Origin of the sequence: Ruminococcus sp. XPD3002 (assembly GCA_900119535.1) — a bacterium.
GTDB lineage: Bacteria > Bacillota > Clostridia > Oscillospirales > Ruminococcaceae > Ruminococcus > Ruminococcus flavefaciens_H.
Window position 1 is genome coordinate 1 of sequence record FPJT01000010.1, and the last position, 17,008, is coordinate 17,008.

Sequence of the window (17,008 nt, forward strand, 5' to 3'; positions counted from 1 at the left end):
CTGAATGTCCTTGCAGATACGCAGATCTGATCTGCTCCCTGCATATCGGACAATTATATCATAACGCTTCGCTTTTATGATATAATGAATGCAAAGCATTAGTATACATTTAAAGGAGAATAACGATGTTCAACGGTTTTTCGCAGGATGCGCTGGATTTCCTGCTTGGTATAAGGATAAACAACAACAAGGAGTGGTTCGAGGCGCACAAGAAGATATACACCGAGAAGGTACAGGCTCCGCTGAAGGAGCTCTGCGAGGAGATAGCCGAACCCTATAACGGTGAGGGCATGATGCACAAGGCATGCAGGATATACCGTGATGCAGGCTTTCCGCCTTATCTTCACTACCGCGACGCAATGTGGTTCGTGATACGTCACGAGGCGCTTTACTGGAACAGGACTCCCTGTCTTTACTTTGAGATATCACCCGAGGGCGCAGAATTCGGCTTTGGCATACCCAAGCCCGAAGCATCAGTAATGGAGCGTTTCCGCGCACAGCTTGCAGAGGATCCCGCAAAGTTCAGAGCCATAGCGGAGTCGGTCAGAAAGGCAGGCATAACCATAAGCGGAGAGCAATACAAGCGCAAAAAGCCCTGTCCCGTGGCGGAAGCTGAGGAATACTGGCAGTTCAGAAGCATGACGGCGGCTGTGAAGGTAACGGACACAGAGGAGCTTTTCTCACGCCGCCTTGCAGAGCATATAGCCGGGGTATTCAACGCAGTTCAGCCCCTTTACGACATATTCCGCGAACTGGTTGAGATAAACACGCTTGCAAAGGCCATAGAAAAAGAAGCTGTACTTGTACCCGAGAAAGAAACGGTAAAAGCTCCCGACGTAGAATTCATGTGGTAAACAACAAGACCGCTCACCGCCCAAAAATTACCGTTCGCCGAAAAGCACTTGAAAAAGCTTCAATTGGCTGATATACTTATACATGGCGGAAGAAACCTCCGTCGAATTGATACTCCAATAAAGCCTTGCCAAAAACATTTCAATATAATTACAGCAACAATTTTACTACATTCTTACTATGTTGACTCAGCTGCACATTATCAAACATTTTCCCTATCGATCCATTTCAGGCAAGGTTTTGTCGGAGTATCATAACCATCCGCTTTTTTTCATGGTTTATAAAAAATTAAGGCGATACCGAACACGGTACCGCCGCTTTTTTTATATGTCTGAGTCATCGGGTTCGTGGACAATGCCGCTGACTTCTTCCGCAGTAGGCATACGGGTGAAGGGTATCGCCTTTTCATCACATGCGCCGTATCTGAGGAAATTCTCCCTTGCCTCTCTGAGGCAGACTCTGTTTGCACCGCCTGCAAGCTCGGGATCCTTATTCTGTGATCTGTCGTCCTCCCAGAAGCAAACTTCGCAAATGCCGTAGCTTCCGTTAGGCTCGTCCATTGTGTAGTAGCCGCAGCAGGGACACTTATACTTCTTGGTAAGTCCTGCTGTAAGTTTATCGGCAATAGCAGTCCATCTTTCTTCGGGACAGCTGCGGACAGTCTCCACGACTTCGGAAATATCACTGTCACTGCGCTTTTCCAGCTCGGAGAGATACTTAAGAGCGCAGTCGTAAGCCTCAGAGGCGCTGAAATTATCGGAGGATGATATATCCTCCATTATCTCCATAAATTCGTTATAATAAGCGGGATCGGCAGTTTTTCCGTCCGTCCAGAGATAGGGATCAACGGAACTGATATACTGTATATATTCTTCCGATCTGTCGCTGTTATTCTCAAACTCCTCATACAGAAGAGAATACAGTGCTAAAAGTATCTGATACTTTGTCATTTCCGAACCTCCTATTTGGTTTTGAGGAATGCCTCATACTTATCACAGATCTCTTTGGTATCGCCGAATGCTATCTGTTTTCCCTTATCGAGCCACAGAACCTTTGTTGCCATACGTCTTATCTGCGAGATAGAGTGTGAAACAAGAAGCGTTGTAGCACCGCCCTTGATGATCTCGAACATCTTGTCCTCGCTCTTTTTTCTGAATGCGCCGTCGCCTACCGAAAGGACCTCGTCGAGAATGAGTATCTCGGGTTTTACAAGGCAGGCAATGGAGAAGGCGAGTCTTGATTTCATACCTGAAGACAGGTGAGAGAACTTTCTGTCCTCGAAGTCCTGAAGCTCGGCGAAATCGATGATGCTCTTATAGGTCTCGTTCATGAATTCTCTTGTATATCCCAGCATAGCGCCGCGGAGGAAGGTATTCTCCTTTACGGTAAGGTCTCCGTCGAAGCCCGTACCGAGTTCAAGGAGGGAAGCGATGCTTCCGTTTACAGCCATAGTGCCGTTAGTGGGACGCATGATTCCTGATATTACCTTCAGCAGAGTTGATTTGCCTGCGCCGTTCGAGCCGACTATACCGAGAAGCTCGCCCTCATCAAGGGAGAAGGTAACGTGGTCCACAGCAAGGAATTCCTTCTGGGTATAGGTACCTTTTATTTTCTGGATGATAACGTCCTTAAGGCCAACATTGGAGAAGTCTCCGACGATGTATGATACCGAAACGTCGTTAAGTTCGATCTTGCTCATTTTTGTCCCCCATTACATATAGTACATGAATTTATAGTTGTATTTCTTGTATATAAGCGCACCTATCGCAAGCGCTCCGAAAGCGTATATCAGGCAGAGTGCGTGGGTAGCAAGTCCGGGGATATAGCCGTCGAGTACTATATGACGCATATAGGTTATATACACGTAAAGCGGATTGAGGTAGAAAAGTCTCTGGATATTCTCGGGGTATGAATCTGTGTAGTAGAATATAGCCGAGAGGTACATCAGCATGAGGGTGAAGATATCATAGAGATACTGGATATCCTTGAAGATAACGAACAGTGCCGAGAGGATGAATCCGCATCCGATGTTGAAAATGATAAGGCACACTATCGGATACAGCAGCATAAGGAACCTGAAATGGAACACCACTCCGTCCACTGCGGCGAACACCAAGAATATTATCAGCGTCAGACCGAAGTTGATTAGCGAGGCGACGTTTTTGGATAACAGGAACATATACTTCGGCAGGTTTATCTTGGTAATGATGCCTGCATTCTGCATGAGCGAGTTCATACCGCCGTTGGTAGAGTCCTTGAAGAATGAGTAGGTAAGGTTTCCTGCAAAGAGGTAGATAGTGTAGTGCGGTTTATGCTGTCCGAAGAAGTGGGTGAATACAACGCTCATTACGAGAAGCTGCATAAGGGGAGAAATAAGGCTCCACAGCATACCGAGCACGGTTCGCTTGTATTTTTTCTTGAAATCACGTTTTACAAGTTCCTCGAACAGGAACTTGTGTTTTTTAAGCTGAACTATCTGTGATCTGATAGCTTCGATCATATTTGTCTGTCCTTTCTTTATTCGGGGATGCTTTCTTCCGTAAATACTACGGGTACAGTTTTTTCTGCGGCATTCACGCTGTTTTTCAGTCTTGCTCTTACGTTTAAGAACAGTTCCTTATCCTCGGGAAGAGTGTCGGGAAGCGTAAATGAAGCGGTACTGTGATTCAGTCTCGGTTTAAGCTGGACTGTTCTTGCGAAATGAACACCGCCGTTTTCGTCCACAAGTTTTATCTCTATACATACGGGAACGATATTGGCTGCACATATGCGTGAACGTGCAACGCTGATTTTCAGGCGGTTCAGAAGAGTTCTGCTGAGCTGAACATAGCAGGGTACTCCCAGCTCGGGGACTTCCGCACTTTTTCCGAAGTATACCGATACAGAGGGGAATTCGCTGTATTTGTCCTCATACTCGTTCTCATAGAGTGCTGAACGCCTCTTTGCTTCATTGTGTTCTGCCCTGTATTTCAGTGCGATAAGGACCTTGTCGGCGTTATCGTTCAGAACGCGTTCTCTGTTTGTAAAGCGTCTGCCAAATTTACCGAAGACTTTTCCGCTTGCATAGTGATCCTCATAGAAGTTCTCGAATATGAGATCGGACTGTATAACGCCCTTGTCGTCGCCGCCTACAGGAGGCCATGAAAGCGTTACATAGGGCTTTGGTTCATACTGCTCACGATGCTCTGCGGCAATGTAGTTGAAGTAAGTGCTCCATTCGTCATAGCCCTTGCGAATGATATCGGGATAGCGGCTTATCAGCTCATTGTACCAGACCTTGTTGATGAGCTGAGGCTGATGCGATGAGTACTGAAGTGTGGGATAGCCGTGTTTTTTAAGGAATCCCAGTGTACGGAAGTGGCAGAAATCGTAGCTGAACAGGTCTGTTATATTATAGTGCCACTTGCTGATATCCGAGAAATAGTAGCCGATATATCTGCCGTCCTTGTAGAAGACCTCCTCGGTCATGGGTTTAAGCGGACGGTAATCGTCATCACACATTATGAACTCGTCGTCTATAGCATCCTGCTGCATAGCAAGACAGCGCAGGAAGAAGTTACGTGTTGAGTGGTCGGGAGGAAGTGTATTTTCCCCGAGAAGCTCATCATCGGTGATAGTGGTGAGCTTTAGTCTGCCGTCGTAGTTTTTGTGCATATACTCCGCCATGAAGTCGGGACAGCACACCACAAGCTCGGTGATAAAGGGCATGAATTCCTCGATGAACGGGAGAGTTTCAAGGATAGGTGCAGGTCTTGCAGAGAGGAACACAACCTGTTTCACGGGTTTATGCTCAAAGTGCTGTTCCCTGCCTTCGCCAAGTAGGAAGCTCTCCATTTCTCTTGCGGAATCGCTCCAGCGGGGAGGCTGATACTCCTCAGCGATACGTCGGCGTTTTTCCGTATAGAGTCCGTTATCATCGGCGTATTTTTTAACTATGCCTGAAAGCTGATCCGCATTATCGGGATCGAAGTAATCGCAGAAGTCTCCGCCCACCTCACGCATAACGGGTATATCGGAACAAGCTATCGGTATACCGTTTATGAGCGCCTCAATGGTAGGAAGTCCGTAACCCTCGGTATATGAGGGGAACACCACCATGAATGCCTTCTTGTAGAGATAATCGAGAGTAGCATCGTTTACTCCCGAAAGGACGTATATACCCTTGTTGTACTTCTTGTTGGTCTTTATGCGTTCGAGGAAGCTTTCCATTTCCCAGCCTATCCTGCCGACTATGATAACATCGATGTCCATATCGGCGATCTGCTTTTCGTAAGCCTCTACCAGCACCTTCTGATTCTTTCTCGGCTCGACTGTACCCACAGTGAGAAGGAATCTTCTTCCCTCGGTTATCTCCTCAACATAGGGATCAAGCTCGTCATCGGGATCGATGCTGTTTTTTCCCGTGAAGAAGTCCGCACCGAGACCTATCTTGTATATAGGCTTTTCAGCCATACCCATTTCGCCGAAGAGCTTTCTCAGGTCCTGACGCACAGCGTCGGTATTCACGAGTATCTCGCTGGCATAGGTCATATGTGCGGTAAGGAACTCCATGAACCTTACGAGAGTCTGTCCCACCATGTACTGTGGATAGCGTATAGGTATTATATCGTATATAAGCGGAACTATGCGTATCTGACGTGCTTTCAGTCTCGGCAGGAGCCAGCTTCTGTTGGGAAGGGTATGCCATGCGCTGTTGGCATCGAAAAACACCGAACCGCTTTCCAGTTCATCCGCAGGGATGTACTGTTCTGTATAGCACTTCTTCTTGTCCTCCATCATACCGTTGGCGCCAAGAAGGAAGATATCGTTATCAATGATACAGTAAGCGTGTTTACGGGGATCGTATGAGAGAAGTCTCAGGTCCACGCCGTCGCGGATGAATTTCACCGCTATCTCGCTTACAACTCGTGATATACCTGTATACCTTTCAAGCTCGGGTATATTGGTTATATCTATATATACAGGCTTCATACGGGCTGAACACCGCCTTCCGCTTCAGCCTCTAACTCTGCATGTGCAAAGGGGTTGAAAAGTATCCTTGTGCCCTTGTCCTTTCTGTCCTGAGAATCGACTGCCGAGGATACAAGACGCTTTATGAACTCCTCACGGCCGTATTTTTCGGCTTCGCCGGTCCAGTAAACATAGCCCTCCTTATCGGGGAGAGAATTGAAACAGCTGATATATACGGTCTCTATCATGCTTGTTACGGACATATCCTTATTGAGAAGCTCTGTTATATCGATAGTTTCAGAAGAACGCTCCGCACATGCAAGGAGAGCCTCGGGAGTGAAATCCATCGACTTGCCTGCACCCTTCATATTGTCGTCCACTATATCATAGAGATTACGGTAGCTTTTTTTGTTGTCATCGGGCGAAAGCGGAGGGTACTTATCCATGAAGCTGCGGATATAGTCCTGAAGCTGTCCCTTTATCTTTTCATACTCGAAGAATTTGAGTCTTTCACGCTGAGCGGATATTATGCTGTTTCTGAGGTTCTCGTCCTTAACGAGCCTGTCGATGACTTTTGAAAGGAACACGGGATCCTTATCGTCCACAACAATACCCGAACCGCCCATAGTTTCGGGGACTGCACATGCATCATATGCTATTATCGGAACATCGAAGGTCATGGCCTCCAGCAGAGGAACGCAGAATCCCTCGTGCTCGCTCATGCAGAGGAACACATGGGCTGTCTTGTAGATAGCAAGTATCTCTGCGAAGGAGATATGTCCAGGGAAGATAACGTCCTGAACTCCGAGCTTTGCAACATAGCTTACAAGGTCGGGATAATAAGCGCCGTTCTGTGAAGCGCTTCCCACGAGAATAAGGCGTGAATTGCTGTTGACATGCTCCTTATAGTAAGCGAATGCACGGATTATGTCCTCCTGCTTCTTGTTGGGAGCGAGTCGGCCTACGAAAATGATATTGGTAACGCCGTCCGAAAGGCGCTTTACCATTTTTTCATCGGGAGCCTGTTTATAGTCGTCAAAGGGCACGATAACAGGTATTACTTCTATCTCGCTGGCCTTATATCCCATATCCACCATGTTGCTCTTGTTGAATTCGGAATCCGCAAGGTATGAAGTGAACTTGCCCTTCATATAGGTCCTCATGTCGATGAGTCCCTGACGGCAGTTCTCGGAAGCGGCAGGCTGGTCGATATTGAAGAACTCGTATGGAGTTATATTGTGGTATATCATTATCTTGCGGCAGTTCAGATCAGCCGTCATACGGTTAAGGGGATTTCCGCTTCCCATGTGGTAGATGATGATGTCGTCATCATGGAACTTAGGCGCCTTTTCGAGGGTATAAACGTCCTTTTCCTTTATCTTATCCGATACCGCAGTAGAGATTATAGCGGTCTTGATGCCCATATCCTCGATAACGTGCTTTATTGCGATAACATCGTTGCCTATGGCATCACCGAAATTGAGAGTTCCGACTATCTGATATATCTTCAATTATCCGCACCTCCCTTTTCAAGTGCCTCTATCTTCTTTGTGAGTTCTGCTATCTGCATACTCATTTCGTTTATCGTATCACGCTGTGCACGGAGCTGCTGTTCCATTTCCTTTTCCTTTATGGAGAGGTCAGCCCTGTTGCTGTTGCCCTTGTTGACATAGCCTCTGAGGTGTACGAACAGTCTTGCCATGTTAAGGTTTATCTCGTTCTGTTCAGCCACAACAGGCAGGAACAGGAACGCCACAAGCTTGCGTATAACGCGCTTTACAGGCAGTACAAGGCGTGAAAGGCCGCTTCTGTAGGAAGTAAGGTCCTTATAGTATGCCACCTGATTATGACCGAGGAGCATAGAAAGGTCGCCCAGAAACGAGCTTATGCTGAAATTCGCATCATCGGCTGAATATTTTTCCGTCCAGAAATCGTGGAATGAGAGGATATTACATTCTTCACCCGATTTTTTTGTTTCTTCCCTGACCTCTGCAAGCAGAGCCTGAACTTCGGGACTGTTCTTATTCATATTGACCTCCGAAAAAGTAGTTTTTCGCCGTATTTTCCGTTACGGCATATTCAGTTTATTATAACATACATCTATTATTATGTCAAGAAAAATGCATTTTCTCACAAAAAAGCAAAGTCCGGAAACAGCTCCGGACTTCTCGGTGTATTTTATTCGCTTATCCTGCACAGGTTAGCCTCTCCCGAACCCAGATGGCGCTCTGTTCCGTCGGAGGTGCGGACTATGAGGTTTGCATTATCGTCAATGCCTATGGCTTCGGCAGTTATGACCTCGTTTCCTACGGTTGCGGTCACAGTATGTCCCGTCAGTATCTCCCGGCGGCGGTATTCCGCAAGGAATTCCCTGCTTTCAAGCTCTCCGAGAACCCTTTCGAGCCTGTTGACTATCCCGGCACAAAGCCTGTTCCTGTCGGGGATAACGCCCGTTTCATCCTCGATGGACGATGCACGTTTCAGAAGCTCGGCATCGAAGATATCCTTTACACTGCGGACGTTTATACCTATGCCTATAACAGCATAGTCCATCGACATAGTCTCCATACTCATTGAAGCCTCGGTGAGGATGCCGCATATCTTCCTGCCGTTGATGTACAGGTCGTTAACCCACTTGATATCCGTCCTGTGACCGCAAAGCAGTTCAACCGACTCGGCAGCCGCAACTGCCGCAGCAGTAGTTATCATAGCGGCGGTCTCCGCATCACATTCGGGACGCACGATGACGGACATATAGAGTCCCGTTTCGGGCGGTGAAGAAAAGGTACGTCCGAGCCTTCCCTTGCCGCCTGTCTGACGGTCGGCTATCACTGTTGTGCCGTGCAAAGCGCCCTGAGATGCAAGCTTTTTGGCGTAGTTGTTAGTGGAGTCCACCTCGTCCAGCACGATTATTTTTCCCCCGAGAGTCTTTGCGGTAATGCCTGCGGATATGACCTCGGCGGAGAGACGGTTGTTATCCGAGGCAAGTCTGTACCCCTTTGCTGTTACCGAATCGATGCTGTAGCCCTCAGCCTGAAGGGACTTCACAGCTTTCCAGACCGCATTTCTGCTTACTCCGATACGCTCGGCAAGTGCGGCACCTGATATGTAATCGCCCTCAGCTTCGGCGAGAGCGTTCAGAAGGTCTTTTTTCACATTCATGATTTCCTTGTTAACTCCTCTGTATTCAAATAATTTCCATAATACATTTTATTACGTTGCGGCGGTTTTGTCAATGGGTTGCTTTGGACAGAAATCAGTAATCAGAAATCAGAAATCAGTAATCAGAGCAGAGAAAGCAGTGTAGGGGCCGCCTTTGGCGGTCCGTAGGCATACGTACATTTACCCGTAATCCAATTTCAAATCCGTCCCCGTCAGGTGACACATTAATTACGCATTCCGCATTCCGAATTAAAAAGAGCGCACACTGTGCGCCCGTACTGCTTTCTGATTTCTGATTTCTAAACTCTCGGCTCTGATTTCTAAACTCGCTATTGCAATAACGGCAAGAATGTGGTAAAATAAATATACATTTCTGAAGGGAGAACACCATGAACATAGAGATAAACCGCATAAACGCCAATATAGAAAAGGATCCTTCGGGATTCGTAAAGAACATAAACGAGGAGTACCTCTTCCAGCTTGAACGAATTGCCGACGATATAGCCGCTCACCGTGATGAACGTCCCGTCATACTGCTTTCGGGACCGTCAGGTTCGGGCAAGACCACTACCGCTTTCATGATAGAAAAGCTTCTGGACGAAAAGGGTTGCACTACCCATACTCTGTCAATGGATAACTACTTCAAGCCGCTTACAGAGGAAGAGAAAAAACTCGCCGCAGAGGGCAGAATGGACCTCGAATCTCCCCTGCGTGTGGATGCCGACCTGCTGAACAGTCAGATAGAGTCCATCGAAAGAGGCGAACCTACCGAGATACCGCACTATAACTTCGCCGAGTCGAAACGTGGTAAATCCAAGCTCACACTCGAAAGAAAAAAGGGCGAACTCGTTATATTCGAGGGCATTCACGCTCTTAACCCCGATGTTATAACCGTACCCGATGAACAGCTCTGCAAGCTCTACGTCAGCGTAAGAACACGTATAACCTGCGATGATATCATCCTTCACCCCTCGAAGGTGCGTCTTCTCCGCAGAATGATAAGAGACAACAACTTCCGCAAGCGCTCGCTGAGAGAGACTATGAACATGTTCCACAGCGTAGAACAGGGCGAAAACAAGTACATCATGCCTTACAAGCACCGCTCGGACTACGATATCGATACCTTCATCGGCTATGAGCTGAGCGCTTACCGTGATTCACTTCTCGGTCAGCTCAAAGAAATGGAAGACAGTGAGCTCGCCGACGTTACAAAGGTCCTCGAAAATACCGAACCTATCGATAAACGCTTTATAACTCCCGATTCACTTGTATGCGAGTTCATCGGTCACGGACAGTTCAAGTATTAAAAATCCCCTCCCCCGAAGCTTTTCCGAGGGAGGGTTATACTTTTTTATGTCGTTCACAACAGCTTCTCACAGGGATAGTAAATGTGTCCGAACTCCTCAACTTCATCATAGAATTCGAAACCAAGCCGCTTGTAGGTCCTTACAGCAGGGATATTCTCGACCGCTGCCAGAAGGTGAACAGACTTGCACCCTTGCTGACGCAGTTCATCAATGATACGGCTCATGATAGCCTTTGATAACCCCCAGCCCTGAAATTCGGGAGCAACTGCTACACGTGCTATTTCCCTGCCCTCACACTGCCAGCATTCAAGATGATCACACTCGTTCTCAGGCACAACCGATGCCGCACCGATTATCCTGCCTTCATCTTCAAGTATGTACAGCGTGTTAGCATTGATATCTTCGCGGATAGTCTGCTCATTCGGATAATTTTCATCCCATACGCAGAACCTTCTGCCAATGACAGAGCGATACAGTTCCAGAACTGCTTTTGCATTTTCAGATGTTGCCTTTTTAAGTATCATAAGTCTCCCTCCTTTTTTATTATTGTACTTCATTTGTATACGTTTGTCAATACTAATTTATAAATATATGTGATTACCTGTCAAAAAATACGCAATGATTTTGTGCAAATATACAATTTTATATTTGACCTTGCTTTTCCCTCTTGACTTTGTCCCGCTTTTGTATTATAATAATTTAGTCGCAGGTGATGCCTGCAAGTCAATACGGCGGCATAGCTCAGTTGGCTAGAGTACTCGGTTCATACCCGATTGGTCGTTGGTTCAAATCCTACTGCCGCTACCAAATATGGCCCGTTGGTCAAGAGGTTAAGACATCGCCCTTTCACGGCGGAATCATGGGTTCAATTCCCGTACGGGTCACTTAACGATAAATTCGCAAATGACGGTATATCGCCATTTGCGAATTTCTTTTTATCCGTAAAAATGCATTTTGTTCTTTGTTTGTTCTTTATTTCAAAAAACGTCGTTTTCAGAGCCGGAGGTTATTCACCTCCCGGCTCCTTTTTATTGCCTGAAAAATCAAGAGCTGCACTGACTGCTTCTGAGACTTTCGCCTGTGCTTCTTCCAACATATGACAGTAAATATTACTTGTTGTAGAAACAGTCGAATGTCCTAACGCTCCTGAGACTGTCACGATGTCCACGCCCTGATTGACAAGAAGTGAAGCGAACAAGTGCCTGAAACTATGTAAGCCATAGAACGGAAGATCGTGCTTCTCACAGAATTCACCGAGCCAGAAATAAGGTGTGCCATTCTGCATGGGCAGGCCGTTCCATTTGGTGTAGAGCCTGTCTGTCTCCACCCACTTGTCACCGCATTTGAGAGCCTGCATATCCTGTTCGTCTTTGTACTCTCGGAGCATATCCATTATCTCCTTCGGAAATTTCAGCGTTCTTTGGGACTTCTTGGTCTTGGTGGTATCGGTGTACGTTCCCTTTCTGCCTGTGTAGTTGCTTGTTCTGCGGACACTGATGATATTGTTCTCGAAGTCCACATCTTTCCATTCAAGTCCTAACATCTCACCACGGCGGAAACCGCTGAATATCATCAGATTGAAGAATGTACGATACTTCAGTGGCTCATTGTTCAGCAGCGTGAGGAATCGCTGCACCTGTTCAGAAGTGTATATCTTTTTCTCCGCCTGATCGTTCTTCGGCAACGTTACCTTTGAACATGGATTGTCGTTCACCACGCCCATTTTCACGGCATAGCTGAAAACATCGGACACGAAGCTCAGGTTATGCCTTATGGTCTTGGGTGCAAGAGGCTTCCCCGTGCGCTCATTCGCGCCCTCTCTCGAAAGAGAATTGACGAATGCCTGTATCTGTCTCGGAGTTATCTTGTCCATTCTCATGTGACCAAGTGCAGGGTATATTCTCCCCCTAAGCTGAAGAATACGCTCGTATGTGGTGTTTCTGAGATTCGGCTTTGCATACTCCTCAAACCACTGCTCCGCAAATCGCTGGAACTTTATCGCCGAGGTTATCTGTCCCCTCATGCACTCTTCCTCGAACAGCACCGCCATTTTGTTGACTTCCCTCTCTATCTGCCGCGGAGTCATTCCGGGCTCGGGATAGTAGCTCCTGTACTGATTGTGCTGCTTGCCGTCGACTCCGTAACCGCAGGAGACTCTTATTTCATACGAACCGTTTTTTCTTTTTCTGATAGCCGCCATATATAAAACCTCCGTTCAATAATACGGCGCGTTTCTACCAACAACATTCTACCACAACGCGGCAGAAAAGTCCAGCAGAAACGCGCCTTTTCGCACTATTTATTTACGCAGTCTCCCCACGCAGATACCTGAGGAACAAGTCCTTGTTGATGAGATATTTCTTGCCTGCCATTATGTGCGGCACCTGATCGTTTATGCACATCTGACGGACTCTGTATTCGGTCAGCCCCTCCACCAGTGCAGCCGCTTCCTTTATGGTCAGCATAACTATTCTTTCCTCGTTGTTTTCACCCATTCTATTCTCCTTTCGCCGAACGTCAGTTGTTCTCACGAATGAATGCTGCGGTCATTTTTATCACTCCCTTCAAAGGTCAAATGGGCACGGCGACAACCGTACCCATGCCATTTCTATAATGCTATTTCAGGTTCTCGCTGCTGCCGAACATCACATCAGTTATCAGTTCGGCGCAGTCGCGGAAGCCTTGTATGTAGCTCTCTGCTGCCATTGTTTCGGACAGCATTCCCTGCATATCTGTTATGTCATTCAGCAGTTTCTTGTCGTCAGCCGACAGTCGTTTCTCCAGTGTGTCGCACATCTCAAGCAGTTCCAGACTTCGCTTTGCATAGTCGGAGTCCTTCCTGACATCGTGCTGACACGGTATGACGTTCCCGTAATACAGATCCTGCAACTTCATCGCCGCGGTCACCTCCTGACCAACAATCATACCACAGCTTGCTGTCGAAATCCATTCACCAGACTGGACGAATGTCGGCTGTTGATACCGAGCACAACCACTACAAGGGTATCGGCTTTCACGATACCCTTATTACAAAGGCTGTCACGTTTGATGATACCCTTTGTTGACAGAGACGCCGTCACGTTTCGTTACTCCAGCCCCCTGACCGAACAAATCGTTCTGTCAGCTCATACCTTCCGATATGGATGATTTGAAGGTGCTGCCGTTTTGGCAACGCCTGTCGGTACTGAACGTTTCGTTCACACCCGCCCCGAAACAGGGCGAGTGCAGTACGGTGAACGCAGCATTCACCTTGAGCTGCTGTCGTATTTCCATACATCAGCTCAGTCCGTTTTGGACACCCCTTTGCTGAGTCTGCGATTTGCCAACTCAGGTTTATGAGGTGGCGGTTCACCACCTCATAATCGTGACGGGATATTTCATCCCACCATAACGAATGTCCATTATGGGAACTCTATCCTGAGCCGGGAATGAGTGCAGTCCTGTTTCGGGACTTCAAGTACCGTCACGGTAGTCGAGTCCCTATATCGGAGAGTCATCGCTGTCGACTATCCCCTCACGCTCATTTCGCATGATAAGGTCATCGAGGTTGACCTTTCCTCTCGTTCTGCGGACGTTGTTGACAGCCTCACGTCGGACGTCCTTGAGATGATTTTTGCTGACCTCGAAGGTCTCTGCCAGCAGTGCAATGAGCATTTCGACCTCTACAGCGTAACGGAAAAGTCCCTTTGAGATTTTCGTTATGCCCTCATCATTTGCCGCGGATATGCACTCTGCAAGCTCAGGGACGAGCACTTCTGACTTGTCTTTTATCTTCCTCGTTGCGAGATATAATCTCAGTGCGGACTCGATAAGCTCCGAGCGGCTGCCGCCGTTCTTGGAAAGATACTCGTCGCACTCGCGGAGCAAGTCCTCGGAAATATAAATGCCAGTCCTCACTTTTTCACTCATCGTCATCGCTTCCTTTCTGATAATCGTAGGCACGCTCGAAGTTGATAACGCCGTTGATGTGAGCAACATCGTCGACACACATACCTCTGAGGTCGTCGATCGTTTCGTCATCTACATCGTTGACCGCCGCGATAATGTGTGACTGCATTGCCGACTCCACCGCCAGCTTGAAGAGCCCGCGGTTGATACGGTACTCAGAGCCTTTGACTATTCCGTCGATAATTGAAGTCAGGACGTGTGCGAGATATTCCGTTGCGATACCCGAATTGCAATCGAGGTAGCCTGAATAAAACTTGATAGCGTTCTCAATGAATTCACTCTGAGATGTAGCATTTGCTGCCTTCAAATGATCAACCATCAGCTCTTTTGTACTGGGGTAGAGCCACACCGCCTGCTTTTCCTTTTTCTCCATAATTCCCTCCATTATTACTCACCGACTCCGTTTAATTTCCTATGTTTCGCTGATTTTTTCATTTCCGACTCCTGAACCGTAACACTCAGCGAAGTTACGACTCCTTTTGGCAGAACCCTCTTTTTCTGCTATTTTGCGGTCGGCTTTGCCGCTCCGCTGTGACCATTTCGGGGGCTGCGACCCCGAAATTTTAACCTGCAACAGACAGTCAATGCCTGATTTCGGGCACTTCCGTGTCCGCAAACATCTTCGACTTATCAAGCACCGCAACGCTCATCTGACGGTCATCGGTGACACGAACAGTCGTCGTGTTGCGCTTGCCCTTCACGACCATGATACCGTCATCTACCAGCTGCTGTATCAGACTATTTTTGCCAATGGAGAAGCTCTCACCCATTTCCTTCGACAGCTTCACAACCTCCGAGAACGCCGCATTCATGATGAGGTAGTAGAAGTTGTCGTCATCAAAGCCGATGAAGCCTTTTCGGTTCATATCGCAGTCGCTGCCAATAACGTTGACACTGCACCTGCCGCTGTCGAGCAGACTTTTCAGCTTGTCGCAGAATTGATACGAATAGTTTTCGTTCTCGACAATGGAATTATTTCTGACTGAACTTGTGACGATTATGTTTCGGAACGAGCTTTTGTAGTTCTCCATGTCCTGCACACCTATTTCTTCTTTGGCATTGAGAAACGCAAGCAGTAAGTCGAAGCCTATCATCAAATGCGCGAGAGTATCGGGAACTCTTGTATGGATGTTTTCACACCTTGCAGACAGTTCCGCTGTTATTTCGGTGCGGTATTTTTTGAATGTATCTGACAAGCCCTGCACGAAAGTATTTTCATCGCAGAGATATGTTTCACGCAGCCAGTCAACGTAGCTGTGCATTATCGACGCAAGCACACCGTCCGCCGCAAGCTGCTGATATTCAGTCATCAGTGTGAGGTCAATGTCGTCCGCTTTCATCTCGACGATGAAATAACGCGCAAGACCGCTCTGCGATATCTCGGGAACGTACTCCGCAGTGACAAGACACATACCCGTCGGCGGACGCGACGGCTGCAATTCAATCTTACTATTCAGCCTTGCACGACCGATTCGGTCACCATAGAAACGTGCAAGATTTTGCGCAGTGCTTTTCATCTCAGAGTCACCGTACACACCATTCGGGTGCAGGTCGTCGACGCAGGTCAGCACGTCCTTCAGCGAATAGATGTTGCTGAGTATACTGTTCGCTGTATCGTGAAACGACATCGGGAGCGTACTTGCAGTGAAGCTGCCGAAGAATGAACACATCAGCGCCGCAGTCGTTGATTTGCGCGTACCTGTTTTACCAACAAGAGCAGTTATGAATTTCGGTTCACAGCTCGCCGCTTTCAAGAAGTGTTCCAATGGAGACAAAAATGTTACTGCAAGCAGCGGCAGCATAACTCTCTGCGGCAGCAGACCGTTTTCAAGCAGAGCTGTGAGATAGAACAGCTTGTCCGCACTGGCAGGTATACTCCAATGATAAGCGTTCAGCTTACCTTGCAGCTCCACAGTGAACTCGCTATCCGCAGACGGCATCAGGAACTCATACCGCTCACCGATCGACCGCCAGCCCGTCTGACTGTACACTGTCCTGAACTCGACATCAGCTCTGGTGCTCATAATTGCATGACGTATTTTGCCGAGCGTATTGTTTGCAGGCGAATATGAACCCAGCGAACCCCACTTCTCGATGAGCCACTTCATGCTGCTCATCTCGTCTGCGGTTACTGTGACTGTAGGCATTGTCGTTCCGTTTGAGTGTACAGCTCCGACCTCGAATGCTTTGCGCTGTTCCGCTCCGTCGTCGAAGGTTATCTCCGATTTCAGCACAGGAACGTAATCGCAGAGCCTGACCATTGTGACCTTTCCCTTCCGCTCGACCGTTTCGTAAAGGCAGCCGTCTTTGACGCAATACGTCTCGTTGTAAATGTTGTTGTCGTAGTTTTCGGTCATCCTATCATCCTTTCTTTTCAAACTCGCTTTATTTGCCCTAAGATTCGCTCCGAGAGCTTGTGTGGTGTAGTTATCCCTCCTTCCTTCTCAGGGCGGCACAAACCGCGCACAAACGTGCGACACGGTGCCTGCCACTCTGATTTTACTAACAAACTACCAAACACTGTCAAAGCACCTGATACAGAGCTTTTCCGGCGTTAGCAATTTACTATCGCAGAACTAACAACTACCGATTTTGCTATCGGCAGAAGTAAAGATATATCGGCATTTAGGCGCTCTCGGTAGCAAGTTAGCAATTGTTTTGTGTGAGCCCTTGCACAGTACCGTTCCTTTCATTCCGCCTTGCGTGACGAGAGAGAAGTAGTTCACAGCTCGATGCGCTAAGCCCCTCCAAGGAAGGGTGCCCCTTCAGCCAATTTCGCAAGCTACTAA

The 17,008-nt window shown here is 47.7% G+C and carries 16 protein-coding genes and 2 tRNA genes; 4 read left to right on the forward strand and 14 right to left on the reverse strand.

What is annotated here, in order from left to right; genetic code table 11:
- Positions 1 to 125 precede the first annotated feature (125 nt).
- On the forward strand, positions 126 to 854 hold the full coding sequence (locus tag BT127_RS10000; RefSeq protein ID WP_075424871.1) for a DUF2461 family protein: 729 nt from the start codon (positions 126 to 128) through the stop codon (positions 852 to 854).
- A gap of 321 nt (positions 855 to 1,175) precedes the next feature.
- Here BT127_RS10000 and BT127_RS10005 read toward each other — a convergent pair whose 3' ends face one another.
- The 7 genes from BT127_RS10005 to BT127_RS10035 form a co-directional block, all read right to left on the reverse strand.
- Positions 1,176 to 1,802, reverse strand: coding sequence for a CPCC family cysteine-rich protein (locus tag BT127_RS10005; RefSeq protein WP_318257218.1), 627 nt, complete (start codon positions 1,800 to 1,802; stop codon positions 1,176 to 1,178).
- An 11-nt stretch (positions 1,803 to 1,813) separates the two neighbouring features.
- Positions 1,814 to 2,551, reverse strand: a complete 738-nt coding sequence (locus BT127_RS10010) for an ABC transporter ATP-binding protein (protein ID WP_075424872.1) — start codon at positions 2,549 to 2,551, stop codon at positions 1,814 to 1,816.
- A 12-nt stretch (positions 2,552 to 2,563) separates the two neighbouring features.
- Complete coding sequence (locus BT127_RS10015; RefSeq protein WP_075424873.1) at positions 2,564 to 3,352, reverse strand: ABC transporter permease; 789 nt, start codon at positions 3,350 to 3,352, stop codon at positions 2,564 to 2,566.
- Positions 3,353 to 3,369: 17 nt separating this feature from the next.
- Entirely contained in the window at positions 3,370 to 5,823 is a 2,454-nt protein-coding gene (locus BT127_RS10020; protein WP_075424874.1) for a glycosyltransferase, read from the reverse strand.
- Positions 5,820 to 7,313 (reverse strand): glycosyltransferase family 4 protein, encoded by a 1,494-nt coding sequence (locus BT127_RS10025; protein WP_075424875.1) that lies wholly within the window; start codon positions 7,311 to 7,313, stop codon positions 5,820 to 5,822. Before BT127_RS10025 ends, BT127_RS10020 begins: the two co-directional genes overlap by 4 nt.
- A complete protein-coding gene (locus BT127_RS10030) occupies positions 7,310 to 7,831 on the reverse strand; it encodes a hypothetical protein (RefSeq protein WP_075424876.1) in 522 nt (173 codons plus the stop codon). The genes BT127_RS10025 and BT127_RS10030 overlap by 4 nt, the downstream gene beginning before the upstream one ends.
- A 149-nt stretch (positions 7,832 to 7,980) precedes the next feature.
- A complete protein-coding gene (locus tag BT127_RS10035) occupies positions 7,981 to 8,964 on the reverse strand; it encodes a biotin--[acetyl-CoA-carboxylase] ligase (RefSeq protein ID WP_075424877.1) in 984 nt (327 codons plus the stop codon).
- Positions 8,965 to 9,353: 389 nt separating this feature from the next.
- Here BT127_RS10035 and BT127_RS10040 point away from each other — a divergent pair, with 389 nt between their 5' ends.
- Entirely contained in the window at positions 9,354 to 10,271 is a 918-nt protein-coding gene (locus BT127_RS10040) for a uridine kinase family protein (RefSeq protein ID WP_075424878.1), read from the forward strand.
- A 53-nt stretch (positions 10,272 to 10,324) separates the two neighbouring features.
- Here the strand turns inward: BT127_RS10040 and BT127_RS10045 are convergent, their stop codons facing one another.
- Positions 10,325 to 10,795: a GNAT family N-acetyltransferase gene (locus tag BT127_RS10045; protein WP_075424879.1), complete on the reverse strand. Its 471-nt coding sequence runs from the start codon at positions 10,793 to 10,795 to the stop codon at positions 10,325 to 10,327.
- Between the two features lie 206 nt (positions 10,796 to 11,001).
- Here BT127_RS10045 and BT127_RS10050 point away from each other — a divergent pair.
- Both BT127_RS10050 and BT127_RS10055 read left to right on the forward strand, forming a co-directional pair.
- Positions 11,002 to 11,078 (forward strand) — tRNA-Met (locus BT127_RS10050).
- 5 nt (positions 11,079 to 11,083) lie between these two features.
- Positions 11,084 to 11,155 (forward strand) — tRNA-Glu (locus BT127_RS10055).
- Positions 11,156 to 11,277: 122 nt separating this feature from the next.
- On the opposite strand, the gene BT127_RS10060 is transcribed toward BT127_RS10055, so the two are convergent.
- The 6 genes from BT127_RS10060 to BT127_RS10085 all read right to left on the reverse strand — a co-directional run bounded on the left by BT127_RS10060 (position 11,278) and on the right by BT127_RS10085 (position 16,576).
- On the reverse strand, positions 11,278 to 12,471 hold the full coding sequence (locus BT127_RS10060; RefSeq protein WP_075424880.1) for a tyrosine-type recombinase/integrase: 1,194 nt from the start codon (positions 12,469 to 12,471) through the stop codon (positions 11,278 to 11,280).
- A gap of 103 nt (positions 12,472 to 12,574) precedes the next feature.
- Positions 12,575 to 12,766: a helix-turn-helix domain-containing protein gene (locus BT127_RS10065; protein ID WP_028518030.1), complete on the reverse strand. Its 192-nt coding sequence runs from the start codon at positions 12,764 to 12,766 to the stop codon at positions 12,575 to 12,577.
- Positions 12,767 to 12,887: 121 nt separating this feature from the next.
- On the reverse strand, positions 12,888 to 13,166 hold the full coding sequence (locus tag BT127_RS10070) for a DUF6809 family protein (protein ID WP_075424881.1): 279 nt from the start codon (positions 13,164 to 13,166) through the stop codon (positions 12,888 to 12,890).
- A gap of 585 nt (positions 13,167 to 13,751) precedes the next feature.
- The gene (locus BT127_RS10075) at positions 13,752 to 14,180 is read right to left on the reverse strand and encodes a CopG family ribbon-helix-helix protein (RefSeq protein WP_075424882.1); all 429 of its coding nucleotides are present in this window, start codon (positions 14,178 to 14,180) and stop codon (positions 13,752 to 13,754) included.
- Positions 14,173 to 14,592: a hypothetical protein gene (locus BT127_RS10080; protein ID WP_082334993.1), complete on the reverse strand. Its 420-nt coding sequence runs from the start codon at positions 14,590 to 14,592 to the stop codon at positions 14,173 to 14,175. Before BT127_RS10080 ends, BT127_RS10075 begins: the two co-directional genes overlap by 8 nt.
- Before the next feature lie 208 nt (positions 14,593 to 14,800).
- Positions 14,801 to 16,576 carry a hypothetical protein gene (locus tag BT127_RS10085; RefSeq protein ID WP_075424884.1) on the reverse strand — a complete coding sequence of 592 codons (1,776 nt, stop codon included), beginning with the start codon at positions 16,574 to 16,576 and terminating at the stop codon, positions 14,801 to 14,803.
- Positions 16,577 to 17,008: the final 432 nt, after the last annotated feature.

Excerpts from the sequence above, each read along its gene's own strand:
- BT127_RS10000 (WP_075424871.1), top strand. The coding sequence starts at position 126 with ATGTTCAACGGTTTTTCGCAGGATGCGCTGGATTTCCTGCTTGGTATA.
- BT127_RS10005 (WP_318257218.1), bottom strand. The coding sequence starts at position 1,802 with ATGACAAAGTATCAGATACTTTTAGCACTGTATTCTCTTCTGTATGAG.
- BT127_RS10010 (WP_075424872.1), bottom strand. The coding sequence starts at position 2,551 with ATGAGCAAGATCGAACTTAACGACGTTTCGGTATCATACATCGTCGGA.
- BT127_RS10015 (WP_075424873.1), bottom strand. The coding sequence starts at position 3,352 with ATGATCGAAGCTATCAGATCACAGATAGTTCAGCTTAAAAAACACAAG.
- BT127_RS10020 (WP_075424874.1), bottom strand. The coding sequence starts at position 5,823 with ATGAAGCCTGTATATATAGATATAACCAATATACCCGAGCTTGAAAGG.
- BT127_RS10030 (WP_075424876.1), bottom strand. The coding sequence starts at position 7,831 with ATGAATAAGAACAGTCCCGAAGTTCAGGCTCTGCTTGCAGAGGTCAGG.
- BT127_RS10035 (WP_075424877.1), bottom strand. The coding sequence starts at position 8,964 with ATGAATGTGAAAAAAGACCTTCTGAACGCTCTCGCCGAAGCTGAGGGC.
- BT127_RS10040 (WP_075424878.1), top strand. The coding sequence starts at position 9,354 with ATGAACATAGAGATAAACCGCATAAACGCCAATATAGAAAAGGATCCT.
- BT127_RS10045 (WP_075424879.1), bottom strand. The coding sequence starts at position 10,795 with ATGATACTTAAAAAGGCAACATCTGAAAATGCAAAAGCAGTTCTGGAA.
- BT127_RS10060 (WP_075424880.1), bottom strand. The coding sequence starts at position 12,471 with ATGGCGGCTATCAGAAAAAGAAAAAACGGTTCGTATGAAATAAGAGTC.
- BT127_RS10065 (WP_028518030.1), bottom strand. The coding sequence starts at position 12,766 with ATGGGTGAAAACAACGAGGAAAGAATAGTTATGCTGACCATAAAGGAA.
- BT127_RS10070 (WP_075424881.1), bottom strand. The coding sequence starts at position 13,166 with ATGAAGTTGCAGGATCTGTATTACGGGAACGTCATACCGTGTCAGCAC.
- BT127_RS10075 (WP_075424882.1), bottom strand. The coding sequence starts at position 14,180 with ATGAGTGAAAAAGTGAGGACTGGCATTTATATTTCCGAGGACTTGCTC.
- BT127_RS10080 (WP_082334993.1), bottom strand. The coding sequence starts at position 14,592 with ATGGAGAAAAAGGAAAAGCAGGCGGTGTGGCTCTACCCCAGTACAAAA.
- BT127_RS10085 (WP_075424884.1), bottom strand. The coding sequence starts at position 16,576 with ATGACCGAAAACTACGACAACAACATTTACAACGAGACGTATTGCGTC.